Origin of the sequence: Desulfovibrio piger (genome assembly GCF_012843875.1) — a bacterium.
Taxonomy (GTDB): domain Bacteria; phylum Desulfobacterota; class Desulfovibrionia; order Desulfovibrionales; family Desulfovibrionaceae; genus Desulfovibrio.
Genome location: NZ_JABAFY010000023.1, coordinates 1 through 18399 on the forward strand (window position 1 = coordinate 1; position 18399 = coordinate 18399).

Genomic DNA, 18399 nt, shown 5'->3' on the forward strand with positions numbered 1-18399 from the left:
CACGAAAATCTGTTTGTTTCATGGGACGAGATTACCACACCTTTTAAAATCAAAAAACATGCCGGACATCCTCTAAGAACCTTTTTCCTGATGACTACTTGTACTGAATGTACCCAAAATGACCAGACTCCCTTTTGATGAAAAAGGGAGTCTGGTGGAAATGAGGCAGACCAGGTGCTCTAGGGAGATAGCGAGAAACGTAGAAGGTAATCCGCAGACAAGCAGCATGATTACGCACGAAGATTTTTCATCACTTGGTGCTATTTTTTCGCGTGCGTGTTGGGAATGGTGTTGGGACAAAAGAAAAAGGGGTTACGGATTTATCCGTAACCCCTTGATTTCCTTGGTGGGCAGTACAGGACTTGAACCTGTGGCCCCCGCCTTGTAAGGGCGGTGCTCAACCAGCTGAGCTAACTGCCCAAGCTGCCTTTTCCAGAGCGGAAAAGGCATGCCGTCTTCTAATATAACGCCGTACGTGTGTCAACCGCAGCCGTCGATCAGCTGAATTGCAAAGGCTTTGCCATCAGCGTTGCCATGTCTCCGGCCAGCTTTTCCTTGAGGGCCGCGGCACGTACGGTATCCTTCATGATCATGTCCACCTGACGGCTGTGGATCAGCAGATAGCCGATCAGGCGCGTCCGGCGCAGGGTCTCTTCGGCGTTGTACGCTTCCGCCACGGCAAACATGGAATCGTTCTTGATGTCTACACGGAAGCCGTGGGTCTCCAGCAGGTCGGCCAGCATCCTGGCGCGCAGGATGCGGCGGCTGACGTCCGCTGCTCCGCCCTTGAACTGGAAGCTGACGAAGTTCTCGTGCTCATCCTCGCCCGCAAGACATTCCACCGTGCAGAAATGATACCCGTACCGGGCCTGCAGGATCATATAGCGCGAGGCGATGATGAAGAAGTTCTTGTCAGCCATGGCCGTAGGCGCCGTACTTTCCAGCTCCCGGTTCATGGTGCTCTCGAACACGACGCTCATGAAGCCAGAGGCGCTGGTCGCCGGCGGCCCGGCCCAGGGCACGGCCACCATGCCGTTCCACAGGGCCAGCATGGGTTTGCAGGCGATGTTCCCCAGCTCCACCAGCGGGCCGTTGACGCTGCGCTTGAAGCCGTCATCCATGTCGATGACCCAGTATTGCAGCTTGACGCCCACCTTGAGCTGTTTGCCCATGTTGCGGTTGAGGGCCGCCTCGCTGTCGAACATCAGGCCCACGGCCTTTTCATGACAGAAGCGGGTGATGTCGTGCAGGCTGGTGCAATTGGCCGGCGAGAAATCCGGCGAATCCGGGTCCAGCAGATGCAGGGGCGTCATCAGGGCCGCCAGTTCCTTGAGGCGCTGATAGACGGGGCTCCCGGCCATAAGGTTGGGGGGCGTCGCCCCTGCCGGGATCAATTCGGGATGGCTCCCGGCCAGTACCGTGCCCCGGTCGGCCAGCAGCGTGACCTCACCGGCATTTTCCAGCAGATGGCTGGCATCCTTCAGACTGAACAGGGCCGGGAGCTTGTATTCCCGTGCCACAGAGGCCAGATGCCCGGCCATGCCGCCCGTTTCGCTGATCAGGCCCGCAGCCCGTGAAAGCAGCGTGGCCCAGCGGGGCTGTGCCCGTTCGATGACCAGGATGCCGCCTCGCGGGAAAGAAAGCATGTCCGCGTCTTTGCGGGCCACGAAAACAGGTCCCACAGCCACCCCGGAGCTGACGGCCATACCGCCCTGTGCCAGGACGGGCAGATCGCCGGGGTCTTCTTCTCCGGCCACTGCCGCCGGGGCTTCCTCCACCTGGTCGGGCGCGCTCTCGAATAGCGGACGGCTTTGCAGGACCACGATACGCGTATTGCCCTCATAGGGTTCCAGCGCCCATTCCACGTCCTGCGGCTCGTTGTAGAATTCTTCCAGCGCCAGGGCAACCTGCGCCAGCTCACGGGCCTGGGCATCCGTCAGGCTGGGACGGACAGCAGCCTCGCCTTCCAGATCGGAACGGCTGACGCCCTGTGCCGCCTCGGGAGCGCAATCCAGGCGGAACGCCTTGTAGGCGATATGCTTTTCAAGCAGTTCCGGCGGATTCTGGCGACTGAAGGCGAACACGTCCGGCGTGACGGCCCCGTCCACCACAGCCTGGGGCAGCCCGGGAACGGCATTGAGCGTCACCTGTCCCCTTCCCTGCCGGCTGGCCACGGGGTCGCGGCTGTAGGCCACACCGCCGGCCAGCGCCTGCACCATGCTGAGCACGCCCACACTCATGGGCGCGGCCTCATCCGGGATGCCGCGCTGGAAACGGTAGCTCATGGCCGTGACCGCGTACTTGCTGGCCACGATCTCCTTCCAGACTTCGCAGGCTTCTTCGGGCAGGACATTCAATTCCGACCTGTACTGACCAGCAAAGGTCACGCCCAGAGCATCTTCGCCCACGGCGCTGCTGCGCAGGGCAAGGCGCAGCTCGCTGCCGCAACGTTCCACCATGCCCGCCACGGCCTCTTCGATGGCCTGCTCCAGCTGCGGCGGCAAGGGCGCGTTGAGGATGCACTGCTGCAATGCGGCCGACAGGCTGAACAGATCGTCCATGCTGTCCATGTCCGCGCTCTGGATGCGGCGGGAGATCTCGTCACGCAGCCCGTTGTATTCCATGAAGGCATGATAGGCGTTGACCGTCACGGCAAAACCGTCCGGCACGGCCAGCCCCACATTGGCGGAGACTTCGCCAAGATTGGCCATCTTGCCGCCGACCTGTGGCATGTCCCCCAGACGGATGTCCGTCAGGGGCAGCAGCAGGGGGCCGTCCGTGACCAGGCTCTTCCGCTCCAGCACGTCGGTGATGCGGCCGCTGACATCATTGAAAGCGGTCTGCAAACTTTCGTACTGGTTGTCGGAAAGCGCGTTGAGCTCGCGTACCATCTGGTACACGGCCGTTGCCGCCCGCGTACCGGCACCGCGAACATAGCTCATGCCGAAGGGTCGCGAACCGGCCAGGGCCTCTTCCACTTCGCTCATGATCTCGAGCGCGTTCTTGTTGGAGGACAGCAGGCGACGGAACCGGGCACAACGTTCGCGGAGCTGCTTTTTCAGCTCTTCCTCGCGTGCCAGATCCTCGGGGCTCAGCTCTTTCTGCCCGCCCAGCAAGTGTCGCAATCGTGTAAATATGGACATATCACGCAGCGGCGCGAACCGCCTCCTCCATCTTGATGATCAGCTCGTTGATGGCCACGGGCTTCAGCATATAGTCGTAAGCCCCCAGATCCATGCCCTGCACGGCCACACCGAGGGAGGCATGGCCCGTCAGCAGCAGCACAGGCAGTTTGGGGGCGATCTTCTTCATGTGGCGCAGCGTTTCCAGCCCATCCATGCCGGGCATGCGCACGTCCATGACCACCACCTGGAACATGGTCTCGGGCTGCTTCATAGCCTCCGTGACGATATCCAGCGCGCTCTGCCCGTCAGGAGCCGTCACGATGGTCATGCCGCGGCGGGACAGACGTTTTTCCATCAGCTGCAGGAATTCCACTTCATCATCAACAAAGAGTGCGTGCATGGCATTCTCCTAAGCGTCTTCGCTGGTTTCAAGGGGTTGGCTCGGCGGTTCCGCGGGCAGGCTGATACAGAATGTCGTCCCCTGCCCCACAACGCTGCTGACCTCTATACGGCCACCAAGCTTTTCCAGAATCGTAAAGCAGATGGCCAGGCCAAGCCCTGTACCCTCGCCCACTGCCTTTGTGGTGAAGAAAGGATCGAAGATGCGCTGCATGGTCTCTTCGTCCATGCCCGGCCCCGTATCCTTGAAGTAGATGCGTGCGCCATCTTCCCAGGGTTCGGTGCGCACGGCGATGGAGCCATTCTTGCCTATGGCGTCGATGGCATTGTCGATGATGTTGATGAACACCTGCTCCAGCTGGGCCGAATCGGAAAGGATGACCGGCACATCGGCGGAAAAGTCCTTTTCGATGGTGATATTGCGGCCGCGGGCCTCGGTCTTGAGGAACTCCGTCGCCTGATCCACCAGAACGTTGACCATGATCTCCGAGCGGCCGGGATTCATGCGCCGGCCAAAGCCCAGCATGCGCTGCGTGATCCCCTTGGCACGCTGCACGTGCTTTTCGATCTTGTCCGTGCTCTCCATGATCTCGTCGTAATTGACCATGTTCTTGGGGTTCTCGTCCTGCAGCAGGTCACGGATCCAGCCGGCGTTCTCCTGGATCAGCATGAGAGGATTGTTGACCTCATGGGCCACGCCTGCGGCCATCTTGCCGAGAGCCGCCATCTTGCTGGATTGCAGCATGCGGGCGTCGATATGGGCCTGCTTGCGGTCGGCGGCCGTCAGACAAGAGACGATGTAGCGCGTCCCCAGGAAGGCACCCACCGTGACCAGCACGGCACCCAGTCCCACGAAAAGCAGGATATAGATGCGCAGGCGGTGCAGCGGAGCCAGGCTTTCCCGCACATCGTCCACCACCACCAGCAGCCAGGGCATGGAATCCAGATGCATCATGGCCGCCAAAGGCTCCTTGCTGACGCTGTCTCCCGGCTGGGACGGCAGGGGCACAAGGGCGATGCCCTGACGCAGCACGTTGGGCAAGGTGACATCAAAGTGTTCCAGGATGCGGCCGTAATCGCGGGAATCGGTCTGCAGCACGCCCTGCTCGTTGATCAGGAAGGCGTCACTGCGCTCCCCGGAGTACACGCGCTGCAGCAGGCTGTTGATGGCTTCCATGTCGATGGTGGCACGCATGATGAAGCTCTCGCCCCCTTCATGACGCAGGACGGCGATGATGAAATGCGGCACATTACGGAAGCCCATGAACACGTCGCTGACGAAAACGCCCTTGCGCAGTACCTCGGTGAACCAAGGCGCATTGACGTAGTTGGCATCACGCAGGTCGAACGGCCCCACATAGGAGATGTGGCGGCCGTCCATGCCGATGATGCCAAGGTCCACGAAGGAGCGCCCGCTCTGCTGCATGACCGTGAAGATACGGCTCAGCCGGTCGGGATCCCGCAATTCGGCAAGGTCATGCGTAAAGGCCAGCGTTTTTATCTGGGAAACGCGCTCATGCAAAAAGGTATCTAGCGCCCGGTGTTTACTGCTGCAAACGGCTTCGATACCGGCAGAGATCTTTTCATCATAGATGGAATTGATGCGGTCTATGCTGAAGATCCCCAGTGCCACCAGCGGCAAAAGGGCAAGCCCCAGATGCGTGACGAACAGACGGCGGAAGATGCGTCTGTATTCCCGTGTGGAAGGCATCTACTCCTCCTTGGCTGAAATCTGGGAAAGGTCTCCACCAGTCAGCAAGATACGGCAATGGTTCAGCATGGTCTTGCGGGTCGCCGCCACCTTGGCGCTGTCCTGCATGATCATGTCCAGCTGGCGGGTATGGATGGTCAGATAGCCTGCCACAGCCAGCAGGCACTGGCCTTCTTCCATATCCATGCCTTCAAGGCGCGCTGTCACGGCGTCATTGCGGACCACCGGCGTCAGGCCGAATTCCCACAGCAGATCGGCCACGAAGCGCACCCGCAGGATGCGGCGCTCGATATTGGCCGCCCCGCCGCGCAGCTGGAAGGCCACGTAATTTTCCGGCGTACGGTCCCCCAGCCGGGCTTCGACGGAGACGAAATGGAAGCCGAAGCGCGAATGCAGGCTGCAATAGTCGCGCGAAACCATGAAATAGTTCTTTTCCGTAAAGTAGGCCGTCTGTGCCGCCGGATCCAGATTGGGATTGGCCGTGGCCTCGAACAGCACGGAAAGGAAGCCCTTGCCGTCCACCGGCGGGGGCCCCTGCCAGGGATAGGCGTTCATGCCGTGCCAGATAGCCTGCATGGGGATGGAGGTGATGTCCTCCACATCGATGACCGGGCCGGGCTGGACCTTGCCGAAGCCGTCATTGAGGTTCACGACCCAGAACTGTTTGAGGACCTTGTCCCGCAGCTGCTTGATGCGCTGGGCCGCGTACTGCTTGTCGGACCCCAGGGTGAACATGGCGCTGACGGCCTTTTCATGACAGTAGCGGGCGATATCATGATAGGTCTGGCAGTTGGCCGCCTTGAAATCCACGCTGTCCACGTCGATGGTCAGGGGAAGGATATGTTCCGCCACATGCTGCAGCACCCGGTACACGGGGCTGCCGGGCAGATAGTCGCGGGGCGGACGGGCCTGGGCCAGCAGCTCGTCCAGCTGGCCGGTGAAGACACAGCCCATCTCCGTGCAGACCGTCACCTTGTCGCCCGGGGTCAGCTTTTCCATGGCTCCGGCCAGGCCGAACATGGCCGGGATGCCGAACTCGCGGGCCAGGGAGAACAGGCGCGAGCCCAGCAGGCCGTCCTCGGCGATGATGGCCCCGGCACGGTCCACCAGCGAAGCCCACTGGTACAGATCGCGCTGCACCACCAGGATGCCGCCGTCAGGAAAATCCAGGACATCAGACCAGGAACGGGCGATGACCACCGGGCCGCAGGCCCTGCCGCGGCTGGTGGTGACGCCGCCGGTCAGCAGGGGCGCGGGCAGATTGTCATCCGCGCGGGACTCGGCCTCGTCTTCACGCTCTTCCTGGGTCCGGGCCTTGATGACCATGGGGCGCGCCATGAGCACCTGCGTCCGGCCGGACGGCGTGCGCAGCCAGACCATGGACTGGGGACAGCCGGACATATTTTCCAGCTCCATGGCCAAGGCCGCCACATCAGCGGCGGCCTGATCGGAAAAGGAACTGCCGTCCTCGGCGTCATGCATACATCGGGCGCTGACTTTGTACGGCGGGGTCCGGGAAACATGCATCACATTGACGGGCACCAGCGAGTATTCCATGTCCTGCGGCAGCCCGTTACAGAAATAGATATGGACGTTACCGCCCTTCAGGTCGATGGGGTTGGCCGTATGGGCCATGCCGCCAAAGCTGTCCTCCTCCACGGCAAGGCAGGTGATGCAGATGCGGGCATTGGCTTCCATCAGGCCGCGGGCACGCCGGTAAACCAGGGCCTGGGCCTGCTGCTTGCGGGCCAGCGTCGTATGCAGGGAAGCCAGGATATCCATATCGGAGGCATGCAAGGAGACAGTGGGGCCCCAGACCAGCAGCCCGGGATCCGTGCCCGGCGTGTCCTCGCCGTCATCCATGCAGGGCCACAAGCGCCCTTTGAACAGCAGGCGCATCTCGCCCGGACATTTTTTGCGCAGCTCCGCCAGCACGGCACAAAATTCTTCCACCAGCCTGTCCGGTAACGGCGTGCTTTCCGTCAGTTCGCTCAGGCTTTCCGAAAGATCCTGCAAGGTCTCGGGGAGGTACCCCCCTGCGGCCTGGATGCGCCGGTTCATCTCTTCCAGCATCCCCGTACCGGCAAACAGGCTCATGCAGCCTGCGGCCGTCACCACGAAACCGTCAGGGACCACATCGGGGCTCTGACGGCGCAGCTCGCCAAGACGGGCCGTGGATTTGTCGGCCAGATGGGCCTCCGCTGCACGGCCCGCCTCTTCCAGCGGGATGATGTACGGTCCCTCCAGTAATTGCACATGCGGGTAGACCTCACTGGCAACCGCTGTCTGCAAATGGTCGAAGCGTTCGTACAGGGCCTTGCACTGGGAAGGATTGAGGCGTTCGAGATGCTGGATGCACTGGTACACCTGCGTGGCCACGCTGGTGCACAGGGCCCGGACCCTGTGCAGGCCAAAGGGATGGTCACAGCACAGGGTATATTCCAGTGAGGTCATGTTCTCCTGGAATTTGTTCCAGGCCGTCAAAAACAGTTTGAAGCGATGATGCCGGACGGCAAACGTATGTTCCGGGCTGCAGTCCGAGGCGGAGCTGCCTTTTTTATCGCTGGTAAACCGTTTGAAAAATTTGCTTAAAAACATTCTCTTCCTCGTCCGAAAAAACAAGGGACGGCAGGATCAGCCGTTTTACAGAAGGCCGGGAAAACGATTTGCAGGATATTGTGCATAATATCCCAAGCAGGCCGCAGATTCAAGCCCGGTCAGGGATTTCGGCAAATTTCTCACCCGTCTCCTGCGCTATGGTCCCCCCCAGGGCGGTTGCTGCCTGCTGCAGATCCTGCGGTGTGTTGACATTGAAAAAAGCACGGGCGTCTTCCGCCCCGTACTTTTCGAAGCATTGCAGTTCGAGGGGCACGGCTTCCCGCATCCTGAGATGCCCTCGGGCCACAGCAGCTTCCAGAAAAGGGGCGGCCTCTACCCGGTAGATGGCGGCCAGGGATTCCGTCCAGCCATTGGGCGCCATGAAGGCCGTCATCAGGGACTGGCGGGGAGAGGCGGCAAACGCTGCGACCAGACGTCGCAACATGCCCGTATGCATGAGCGGCAGGTCGCACGAAAGTGCCAGCACCGCAGGGATACCTTCCGCGCGGGCACGGACCAGAGCCGCATGGACGCCGCAGATGGGGCCGGAAGCCGGCAGAAGATCCGGCACACAATTCTGCCGGGCATACGTCTGCCCGGCACGGCACGAGACCCAGACCTGTTCACACAGCGGCCGCAGCAGGGCGACGCTCCGTTCAAGCAGGGTCGGGGCAGTATCCCCTCCCAGCCGCAACAGGCTCTTGTCCCGGCCCATACGCCGGGAACGCCCCCCCGCCAAAACGACACCGGCGATCCGTACCACGCTCCCTCCTGCCACTGGCGGCCACAAAAGGCCTTGCCAAGACGTCTTCCTGCCAGCATAATGCCCGCCGGAGAGGCTGGCAAGTCTGTGGTTGACAGACAGCCGAGTTCTTTACTAAGTTTTTTGAAAATCATTTTCGGATTCATCCTATGCTCGCAATCGCTCCCCGATGCAGCTCTCGAACGGCTGCAAGCCTCCTGATCCTGGCCCTCCTGTCGCTGCTGCCCCTGTCCCTGCAGGCGGCCTCACGACCCGTCCATGTCCTGGCAACAACGTACCCCGTCTGGCAGCTGGCCCGTCCTCTGGTGGCCGGTCTGGAAAATGTCCGGCTCGACCTGTTGATCCCTGCCGCCACCGGCTGCCCGCATGATTACGCGCCGACCCCGGCCGACCTGACCAAGGTGGCGACTGCGGACGTGATCCTGATGAACGGCCTTGGCCTGGAGGCAGCTTTCGCCCCGGCCCTGGCCCAGGCCGAAGCCCGCAAAGCCGACTGCAGCCAGGGCATCGCCCTGCTTGCCGGCCGCTCCGACCATGAGGAAGAAGGGCACGATCATCATCACGATGACAACCCGCATGTCTTCACTTCTCCTGCTGCTGCGGCCCAGATGGCCGGGACCATGGCCGAGGCCCTGATCCGTGCCTGCCCGGAACAGGCGGAAACCGTCCGGCGCAATGCCGCTGCCCTGCAAAAGGGCCTGCTGGATCTGGAAAACCGGCTTGCCGCCCTGGGGGCCGCCCATCCCGGTGCCTGCGTGCTGCTGCAACACGATTCCCTGGCGTACATGATGCGTTCCGCAGGCCTGAAGGTCATAGACGTTTTGCAGGAGAACGAAGAGCAGGCCCCCTCTGCCGCCCGGTTGCTGGAATGCATCGAGCACATCAAGAAAGAGCGGCCCGCCCTGCTCATAGGCGAGCCCCAGTTCTCGCCCCGTCCTCTGGAGACCTTGGCCGCCGAGACGGGCATCCCCGTCATCCAGCTGGATTCCATGGCCTCGGGGCCGGAAAATACTCCTGTGAACCATTTTGAACAGCAGATGCGCAACAACTGCCAGATCCTCGAAAATGCCCTCTCTCACTAATCAGCCTGCGGCCATCGACATCGCCCATGTGGATGTCCGCCGCGGGGATCTCCACATCCTGCAGGACATATCGGCTGCCGTCCCCCAGGGGAGCAGCACGGTCTTGGTCGGCCCCAATGGCGCGGGAAAAAGCACCCTGCTGCACTGCATCATCAACGAGATCGCCTATACCGGCGAGATCCGCATGCAGGGGAAAAGCGGCCGGAGACCCCGCCTGGCCTATGTGCCGCAAAACCTGCAGATGGACAGCGCCCTGCCCCTGACCGTGGCCGAATTCCTTTCCCTGGGGCACCAGCGCCGTCCCCTCTGGCTCGGCATCAAGGGCAGTGCTTCCCGGCGCGCCCGTGCGGCTCTGGCGCCCGTGCATGCGGAACACCTCATCCGCCGTCGCATGAGCGACCTTTCCGGCGGGGAGCTGCGCCGCGTCTTGCTGGCCGCAGCCCTGGCCCGTGAGCCCGAGATCCTGCTGCTGGACGAACCGGCGGCGGGAGTGGACTTTCAGGGGGAACGCCTTTTCTGGGAGGTCCTCGACAATGCCCGGCAGCAACAGGGCTTTACCCAGCTCATGGTGACCCACAACCTGCCTCTGGCGGCCCATTACGCCGATCACGTTATCGGGCTGAACAAAAAGGTCATTGCCCAGGGGCCGCCCCAGCAGACCCTGCTGGCCCCTACCCTGATGAAGCTGTTCGGCGTGCCCATCCATCTTTACCCCAACCAGTGCGAACACCCTGAAGCCGCCTGCAACAAGTGCGGCGCCCTGTGCCACGCCCTGCGCATGGCCCCTGCGGGCAGGGAAGACAAGGGGCAGCGCCATGCCTGATATCTCCTCCATCTGCCATATGCTTTCCCTGCTGCCGCTGGACTGCCTCAAGCTGAGCTTCATGCAGCAGGCCCTGCTGGCCGTCCTGCTGCTCACCCCCATGACAGCCGCCCTGGGAGTGGAGGTCATCTCCTTCCGCATGGCCTTCTTTTCCGATGCCATCGGGCATTCGGCCTTTGCCGGTGTGGCTCTGGGCCTGCTGCTCTCGATTGACCCGCACTGGTCCATGCCTGCGTTCGGCGCGCTGGTGGGTCTGGCCGTCATGGCCGTCCGCCGGGGCAGCGCCCTTTCCTCGGATACGGTCATCGGCATCGTCTTTTCGGCCGTCGTGGCTTTCGGTCTGGCCGTTGTCAGCCGCCAGCCGGGCATGGCCCGCACCATGCAGCAATTCCTTTACGGTGACGTGCTGACCGTGAGCCAGGGCGAGATCGTTTGTCTGGCCGTTCTGTTCGTCGCCCTGCTGATCTTTCAGATCATCGGTTACAACCGTCTGCTCTATATCGCTCTCAATCCTGTCATGGCGCATGTCCACGGCATCAATGTCTGCCTGTGGCAATACGCCTTTTCCGGTCTGCTGGCCCTGGTCGTCATGTTTTGCGTCTGGACCGTGGGCGTGCTGCTGGTCACGGCCATGCTCATCGTCCCGGCGGCGGCAGGCCGCAACTTTGCCCAGACGGCGGGCGGCATGTTCTGGTGGGCCCAGGTCGTGGCCGTCACGTCCGGGGTAGCCGGTCTGCTGCTCTCGGCACAGGAATGGATGTCCACGGCCAGCGGCGCCACCATGATCCTTGTGGCCTGCGTCTGGTTCGCCCTCAGCAGCGTGTGGGCCCGCTTGCGCCGTCCCCACCGGCTTTCGTGATGCAGGAGGCCTGATCATGAGCATGCGCGTCCTGGTCTTTGTCGGCAGCCGCTCCCAGCTGCTGCAGCATATCCCCGTAGAACGTACGGTACGGAGTTTCCGTGCCTGGGAGCCCCGCCTCGTCCTTTCTTCTGAAAGAGGGGATCACGCCCTCTGGGCTCCCCTGCTCGACGACTATGGCGTCACGCCCTGCCACCGGCTGGGCCCGGCCCCGGCCTCCCTTTCCGATGCGAGCCTGCTGGCCCACATCATGAGCAGCGCCAGTCTGCTGCTGCATCGGGAAGCCCCGGCCGCGGTGCTTGTCTACGGCCATTCCGTCACGACGCTGGCCGCGGCTCTGGCCGCAACGGAACACGGTATCCCGGTCATCCATGTGGGCGCCGGGCAATGCCCGGAAGGCATGAGCAGCCCGGAAGGGCGGCATGCCGAGCTCACGGACCGCCTGTCCAGTCTGCTCTGCTGTCTCGATCCTGCCGATGAACAAGATCTGCATGCCCGGCAGATGGAACGGGGGACCTGCGTCACAGGCGATACCCTCTATGACCTGTTCGAGCAGGACCGCCCCCGCCTGCAGCCCTTTGAGGAGGCAGAGCGTCATGGAGCGACCTTCGGGGAATTCATCCTTTGCTATCTTTCCCGGCCGGCGGCCCTCCGCAGCCCTGACGGCATCCGCTCCCTGCTGGAAGGATTGCAGGCCCTGCACGCCCGGCAGGAGCGTCCCGTCCTGCTGGTGCAGCATCCGTCCGCCCTTGCCTGTTTCCAGGAGCGGGAGCAGCAGATCCCGGACGGCATACGCATCCTGCCGCCTCTGACGCACATCGCCTTCCTGTCCCTTGTATGCGCCAGCACCTTCGTCGTGACGGACTCGCCTGCCCTGCAGCGGGAGGCCCTGTATGCCGGCAAGCGTGCCCTGCTGCTTCCTCCGGTACCGTCCGGGTCGGCCGCCGTGCAGAACGGCTGGCATATCGCCTGCACCTCTGCCGCAGACCTGGCCGCCGCCGGAGGAACCGTACTCCAGCCCTGTCCACATCCGGGTCTGCCCGGGACCAGCGGTCAGGCTTCCCGTCGGGTGGCGGCTGCCGTCATGGCCATCCTTGCCGACATCGCGGACGGCATCCCTCAGGGGGACAGCGCCTCCGGTCCACAGGATGATTGACGCTCTATCCTCCGCAACCTGTTGACAATCAGGGAAAAACGCGAAACAAGGATTGCTTGGTGTTTTCACCGGGCAATCTTTTTTTTGCCCTGTACAGAAGAGCACAATCCCCGGGAGGAACCATGGATGCGCTTATGCTGAGTCAACCGGAAACCGTGGCCTTTGGGATAGCCATGGGAGAGAAAAAGGCCAAAGCCGGCTGGGTGCGTCAGATCGTGCTCGCCTTCTGGGCCGGGGCCTTCATCGCCTTTGCTGCGGAAGGTTCCAACATGGCCGCCTTCAACCTGCTCGCCCGGCCGGAGACCTACGGTCTGGGCAAATGTCTGGCAGGCACCATCTTTCCCGTGGGCCTGATGCTGGTCATGCTGACGGGGGCGGAACTCTTCACCGGCAATACGCTCATGTGCATGGCCCTTGCGGAAAAACGCATCACCCTGGCAGCCATGCTGCGCAACTGGCTGTTCGTCTACATCGGCAATTTTTTGGGCAGCCTCTTCCTTGCCCACATGATCGTCACGTCCGGCCAGCTCGCCAGCGGCGCCGGGATGCTTGGCGGTGTGACCCTGCGCATCGCCGCCAGCAAGGTCGCCCTGGACTTTCTGCCCGCCTTCTACCTGGGCCTGATGTGCAACTGGCTGGTCTGTCTGGCGGTCTGGTTCTGCTGGAGCGCCCGCAGCCAGACCGGCAAGATGCTGGGCATCTTCTTCCCCATCTGGCTGTTCATCACCTCCGGCTTCGAGCACAGTGTCGCCAACATGTATTACATCCCGGCGGGCATCATGGCCGCAGGCAACGAACTTTTTGCCAAGGCTTCGGGCCTGTCCGCCGAGGCGCTGGCCAGTCTGACCTGGGGCAACTTTGCCATCCACAACCTCATCCCCGTCACCCTGGGCAATATCGCCGGCGGTGCTCTGTTCGTCGGCATGATCCACTGGTGGACGCACCGGGGGGCGCTGACGGCCAGACAGGGCCACTAAAAAATAGGCCCGACGAGAGGCCCCGGGCACTGCCGGACAGGATGTCCACGCCTCTCGCTCCCTTTCCCGCTGAAGACAATATAAAAGGCGGACATCCCTTCACGAACGGATGTCCGCCTTTTTCTGTCCTGGCAGAGAGTCTTCAAAAGACCGCCACGCGCCACGAGCGACCTCGTACCTGCGATCTTTTCGACCGGCCAGACCGTACTGCCTTGCAGCGGATGCGATACTGCAAGGCTGCTCCCCCTTCCGGAGATTAGCGCCACTCGATACTGTCTATCAGCCCTTCCAGGGCAGGATGTCCTCCGATGATGGAGATCACACGCAGATCCGTACCGGCAACATGGACGACAGTCACACCATTATCCCCGAATGCGAAGCTGTAGACACCATCTTCTTCCATGATATCGCTCCCCCCAGGCCCTGGGCCATCTCGGCAGCGAAGGCTGCCGGATCGACATCCTGGGCTGAGGCCACGGTCACGGTCACAATGGCTTCCCTGTCGGGCGATACGAACCCCACCATGGCGCCCTTTTCCTCCATGACCTCCCATCCCGGGGGCACATCGGCACGGAAGCCGTCGAAATCTCTGGCCATACAGGCCACAGGAAGGATCAGCAGCAGGACAAGAAAAACAAGCAGTTTTTTCTGCATCGATATCTCCTTGAAGAGAAAGGACTTCGCCCGGACGGAGCCGGCCTTGTCCGGAAAGGGCCACGCATCTTCCGGGATGGCCATATGCGCAGCCCGCACGAACAGCCTACCCCGCCCTTCTGCTCCATGACAATCTTCCAAGCAGTCAGATAGGCTTTGACAAGATAAAGACCTGCGCCTAGCATGACAGGGGCATCGGAATCAGAAATGACATGTATGGCCTTCATGTCGCCGATGCCAGAATCCGGATCGCGTTTTTATGGACAGGTTGCTCCTTTCCCTTTGCCTCATCTTCCTCAGTCTTGCCGCGGGTCATGCCGCGCAGCATCTGCTGTGCATTCCTCGTCCCCGGCTGGAAAGCATCCGGAAGCGCCTGCAAACCTTCGCCGTCTTCTGCCTCATTCCCTGTTCGGCCATGCTTTCCCTGTGGGGTCTGCCCTCACCGGATTCCCGTTTGCTGGCCCTTCCCTTTCTGGGCATCGCCTCCTGGATCTGGGGCGGCCTCCTTTCCCTGCGTGTCGCCCGGGCCCTGCATCTGGATTCGCCGCGTACCGGCAGTTTTTACTGCTGCGGGACATTCTCCAATCTGGGCGCGGTGGGGGCCCTGGTCTCCGTTATGTTCTTTGGAGAAAAGGCCATCGCCATCGTGGCATTGTTCCGGATCTGCGAAGAAATGTTCTACTTCGGGATCTCCTTTCCTGTGGCACGCCGTCTCGGGGGCGGCGAAGGTGCGTTCCGTCTGCGCTCCTTCCGGCCTGATCCTGTGCTGCTGCTCATCCTGACAGCTCTCGGGCTGGGACTTGCCCTCAACATGCTGGGCGTTCCCCGTCCCGCGCCGCTGGGCTCCGTGGCTGCGGCCGCCATGCTTCTTGCCACGGTGCTTTTTCTTTTTGCCATCGGGCTCGGGCTGCGTCTTTCCCGCGTATCCTGCTACGCGCGTGAGGCCGCGGCCCTGGCGATCGTCAAATTCATCGGCGTTCCCCTGCTGCTGGTGCCGCTGGCCGCCTTGGCAGGGCTCGGCAGCATCGACGGGGGGCTGCCGCTCCGGGTCGTGACGGTCCTTTCCTGCATGCCCGTTGCCATGACGGCCCTGGTGCCTCCGGCCCTGTTCGGGCTCGACGTGGACATGGCCAATGCGCTGTGGATCTTTTCCACCCTGGCCTTGGTCGTCATTTTGCCTGTGCTGTATTTCGTTCTGCCGCTGTTGTGAGATGCTGCCGCGTGTCGTGGGGACCTGTGGCCACGGCAGGACGTTCTATCCTGAGGAGGATGTTTCATGAAAGGTTTCTACCGCTGGGCAGTCATGGCCGTGTGCGCCTGTCTGCTGGCCCTGCCGGCAACGGCAGCTCCGTACAAAAGCGAGTACAAACTGAGCGTCGTGCCCGGCGCCACCTCCGGCTGGGGCATGACCGGTACGTTCTTTGCCGACCTGGTGCGCGAGCGCAGCCAAGGCCGCATCAACATCAAGGTCTATCACTCCAGCCAGCTGCTGGCCGGCAAGCAGACTTCGGAATTTTTGCTGCTGCGCAACGGCGCCATCGACTTTGCCCTGGCCTCGACCATCAACTGGTCTCCCCAGATCAAGGAACTGAACCTGCCCGCCCTGCCCTTCTTCCTGGCCGTGCAGCCTAACCGCTACAAGGCCATGGATGCCATCCTGGCCGGCAAATCCGGCAAGATGATGACCCAGGCTGTGGAAAAGAAGGGCGTCAAGATCATCGGCTGGACCGAGAACGGCTTCCGTGAGCTGACCACCTCCAAGGGCCCCATCACCAAGCCTGAAGACCTGCGCGGTCTAAAGATCCGTGTGGTGGGCAGCCCCATCTTCATCGAAACCTTCCGTGCCCTGGGTGCCAACCCCGTCAACATGAACTGGAGCGAAGCCACCACCGGCTTCCAGCAGGGCGTGGTGGACGGTCAGGAAAACCCCACCAACGGCATCAACATCCCGCTCAAGATCTGGGATTACCACAAGTTCCACTGCGACTGGCACTACATCATCGACCCCCTGATGCTGGGCGTTAACCCCCGCGTCTGGAAGTCCTTCAGCCCTGAAGACCAGAAGCTGCTGTTGGAATGCGCCGCCGAAACGGAAAAGTACGGCAAGGCCCTTTCCCGTCTGGGCATGGACGACGGTTCCGCCCTGGCCTACCTCAAGAGCATCAATAAGCTGCCCGAGACCACGGATTGTTACGCGGTCATGGAAGCCAACGGCATGACGGTATCCCGCCTGAGCAACGAACAGATCGCCGCCCTGGCCAAGGCCACGGAAGGCGTCCGCAAGGACTGGACCGCCAAGATCGGTGCCGACCTTGTCAAGGCCGCCGAGGAGGATATGGCCTCTGTCCGTTAGGGAGCGATCCCCGTACGGCAGGCTTTGCTGATTTTGTTTTTTCGTTTTGCGGGGAGGGCCCGGCCCTCCCCTTTCAACCACCGGATGGATTCGATGCTGCGTTTTCTGGATACGCGCCTGGAAGAGATGCTGGGCGCGCTGCTGCTGGCGGTGATGGTGACCATCGCCTTTGTCAATGTGGTCGTGCGCTACTGCACACCGTTTTCTTTTGCCTGGACGGAGGAGCTGACCATCAACTTCTTCGTCTGGATCGTCCTGCTCGGTTCGGCCCGCTCTTTCCGTGACGGCAGCCATCTGGGCATGAGCATCCTGTACGATGCCCTGCCCAAGTCGCTACGCTTTTGCTGCTATCTGCTCTCCATGGCGCTCTGCCTCGGCTTTTTCGGGGCCTTGGCCTGGACGGGCTGGCTGGAAGTACGGGACGAATACGAGCTGGAAGTCATTTCCGAAGCGCTGGCCGTCCCTGTCTGGTGGTATACCATCGCCACCCCGCTTTTTTCCGTACTGACCATTTTTCGCATGTTGCAACGTGCCTGCGCTGACCTGCGCAGCGGCAGCTATTAGGAGGCCCGTGTGGAAACCACATCCTTGCTGCACGATCCGGCTTTCTGGCTGCTGGTCCTGTTCGCCATCCCGCTGATCCTGCGTGTACCCATCGCGCTGGCCCTGGGCTTTTCTGCCCTGGTCGTCGTCTGGCAATGGGACCTGGGCTTCAGCATGCTTTCCTACAACTTTTTTGCAGGCATAGCCAAATTCCCCCTGCTGGCCATCCCCTTCTTCATCCTTGCCGGCTATATCATGGAACGTTCCGGCATCGCCGCACGCATCGTGGCCCTGATGGAAGCTCTTGTGGGCTCCATGACCGGCGGCCTGGCGGTGGCCACTGTTGCAGTGGCCACATTCTGGGGCGCTGTCAGCGGTTCGGGCCCTGCCACCGTGGCGGCCCTGGGCCTTATCCTTATCCCCGGCATGGCCAGGGCCGGGTATGACAAGGCCTTTGCCGCGGCCACCGTTTCCGTCACCTCCGGCCTTGCCATCGTCATCCCGCCCAGCATCGCCTTCATCGTGTACGGCAGCGTGGCCGATGTTTCCGTGCCCGCGCTCTTTGCCGCCGGTTTCGTGCCGGGCATCGTGGTGGCCCTGTTCATCATGGCGGCCGTGCTCATCATCTCCCGCAAGCGGGGATACAGGGGCCAGCCCAGCGGCAAGAGCGTGGGTACCGCCCTGAAAGAAGCCTTCTGGGGGGTCATGACGCCTGTGGTCATCCTGGGCGGCATCTACGGCGGCGTGTTCACACCCACGGAAGCCGCGGCCGTGGCCGTTTTTTACGGCCTGTTCGTGGGGGTGTTCATCTACCGCACCATCAACAGCATCAGCATCCTGGTCGAGATCTTCGCGGCCAGCATCCGGGCCACGGCCGTGGTCATGCTGGTGGTGACCTGTGCGGGCCTCTTCTCCTGGGTGGCCTCCACTGTGGGCCTGGTGGAAAAAGGCTCCGCCGTGCTTCTGGCTGTTTCGGACAACCAGTGGGTCGTCCTGCTGATGATCAACATCATCCTGCTGCTGGCGGGCATGCTGCTGGACGCCATTTCCATCTATTACGTTTTCCTGCCCTTCATGCTGCCCATCATGGCCCACTTCAACTGGGACCCCGTCTGGTTCGGCATCATGATGACAGTCAACCTGGCTGTGGGGCAGGTGACGCCGCCCGTGGCCGTGAACCTGTATGTAGGCGCCAATATCAGCGGCATCAGCATGGAACGCATCAGCAAGGCGGCCCTGCCGCTGATTTTTGCCTCCCTGCTGGCCCTGGTGGTCATCATCATCTTCCCTGATCTTTCGACCTTCGTGCCGCGCATGCTGGGACAGATGTAAACCGGCAGGCAACCTGTTTATGGC

General features: G+C 62.0%; 15 protein-coding genes and 1 tRNA gene. 9 read left to right on the forward strand and 7 right to left on the reverse strand.

Translation table 11 applies throughout. From position 1 onward, the window contains the following. Positions 1–344: 344 nt before the first annotated feature. The 6 genes from HF854_RS07170 to mobA all read right to left on the reverse strand — a co-directional run bounded on the left by HF854_RS07170 (position 345) and on the right by mobA (position 8596). Positions 345–420 (reverse strand) — tRNA-Val (locus HF854_RS07170). Between the two features lie 77 nt (positions 421–497). Beyond that, positions 498–3143, reverse strand: a complete 2646-nt coding sequence (locus HF854_RS07175; RefSeq protein ID WP_168935683.1) for a PEP/pyruvate-binding domain-containing protein — start codon at positions 3141–3143, stop codon at positions 498–500. A gap of 1 nt (position 3144) precedes the next feature. Then, complete coding sequence (locus HF854_RS07180; RefSeq protein WP_006005507.1) at positions 3145–3525, reverse strand: response regulator; 381 nt, start codon at positions 3523–3525, stop codon at positions 3145–3147. Positions 3526–3534: 9 nt separating this feature from the next. Continuing rightward, a complete protein-coding gene (locus HF854_RS07185) occupies positions 3535–5235 on the reverse strand; it encodes a sensor histidine kinase (RefSeq protein WP_168935684.1) in 1701 nt (566 codons plus the stop codon). Then, the gene (locus HF854_RS07190) at positions 5236–7689 is read right to left on the reverse strand and encodes a PEP/pyruvate-binding domain-containing protein (protein ID WP_240937684.1); all 2454 of its coding nucleotides are present in this window, start codon (positions 7687–7689) and stop codon (positions 5236–5238) included. Positions 7690–7942: 253 nt separating this feature from the next. After that, positions 7943–8596: a molybdenum cofactor guanylyltransferase gene (gene mobA / locus HF854_RS07195; protein ID WP_303934543.1), complete on the reverse strand. Its 654-nt coding sequence runs from the start codon at positions 8594–8596 to the stop codon at positions 7943–7945. A gap of 149 nt (positions 8597–8745) precedes the next feature. On the opposite strand from mobA, the gene HF854_RS07200 reads away from it, so the two are divergent. The 5 genes from HF854_RS07200 (at position 8746) to HF854_RS07220 (ending at position 13493) form a co-directional block, all read left to right on the forward strand. Beyond that, complete coding sequence (locus HF854_RS07200) at positions 8746–9678, forward strand: metal ABC transporter substrate-binding protein (RefSeq protein ID WP_168935686.1); 933 nt, start codon at positions 8746–8748, stop codon at positions 9676–9678. Next, positions 9662–10501: a metal ABC transporter ATP-binding protein gene (locus HF854_RS07205; protein ID WP_168935687.1), complete on the forward strand. Its 840-nt coding sequence runs from the start codon at positions 9662–9664 to the stop codon at positions 10499–10501. The genes HF854_RS07200 and HF854_RS07205 overlap by 17 nt, the downstream gene beginning before the upstream one ends. Further along, positions 10494–11360: a metal ABC transporter permease gene (locus tag HF854_RS07210; protein WP_168935688.1), complete on the forward strand. Its 867-nt coding sequence runs from the start codon at positions 10494–10496 to the stop codon at positions 11358–11360. Before HF854_RS07205 ends, HF854_RS07210 begins: the two co-directional genes overlap by 8 nt. Before the next feature lie 16 nt (positions 11361–11376). Next, positions 11377–12516 carry a UDP-N-acetylglucosamine 2-epimerase gene (locus tag HF854_RS07215; protein ID WP_168935689.1) on the forward strand — a complete coding sequence of 380 codons (1140 nt, stop codon included), beginning with the start codon at positions 11377–11379 and terminating at the stop codon, positions 12514–12516. Between the two features lie 122 nt (positions 12517–12638). Next, a complete protein-coding gene (locus tag HF854_RS07220; protein ID WP_168935690.1) occupies positions 12639–13493 on the forward strand; it encodes a formate/nitrite transporter family protein in 855 nt (284 codons plus the stop codon). A 354-nt stretch (positions 13494–13847) separates the two neighbouring features. Here the strand turns inward: HF854_RS07220 and HF854_RS07225 are convergent, their stop codons facing one another. After that, positions 13848–14147 (reverse strand): hypothetical protein, encoded by a 300-nt coding sequence (locus HF854_RS07225; protein ID WP_168935691.1) that lies wholly within the window; start codon positions 14145–14147, stop codon positions 13848–13850. A gap of 259 nt (positions 14148–14406) precedes the next feature. On the opposite strand from HF854_RS07225, the gene HF854_RS07230 reads away from it, so the two are divergent. The 4 genes from HF854_RS07230 to HF854_RS07245 all read left to right on the forward strand — a co-directional run bounded on the left by HF854_RS07230 (position 14407) and on the right by HF854_RS07245 (position 18375). Then, on the forward strand, positions 14407–15357 hold the full coding sequence (locus tag HF854_RS07230; protein ID WP_168935692.1) for an AEC family transporter: 951 nt from the start codon (positions 14407–14409) through the stop codon (positions 15355–15357). Positions 15358–15423: 66 nt separating this feature from the next. After that, the gene (gene dctP / locus HF854_RS07235) at positions 15424–16500 is read left to right on the forward strand and encodes a TRAP transporter substrate-binding protein DctP (protein WP_168935693.1); all 1077 of its coding nucleotides are present in this window, start codon (positions 15424–15426) and stop codon (positions 16498–16500) included. Between the two features lie 93 nt (positions 16501–16593). Then, positions 16594–17064: a TRAP transporter small permease gene (locus tag HF854_RS07240; protein ID WP_168935694.1), complete on the forward strand. Its 471-nt coding sequence runs from the start codon at positions 16594–16596 to the stop codon at positions 17062–17064. A gap of 9 nt (positions 17065–17073) precedes the next feature. Further along, the gene (locus HF854_RS07245; protein ID WP_289616090.1) at positions 17074–18375 is read left to right on the forward strand and encodes a TRAP transporter large permease; all 1302 of its coding nucleotides are present in this window, start codon (positions 17074–17076) and stop codon (positions 18373–18375) included. The last annotated feature ends 24 nt before the right edge of the window (positions 18376–18399 follow it).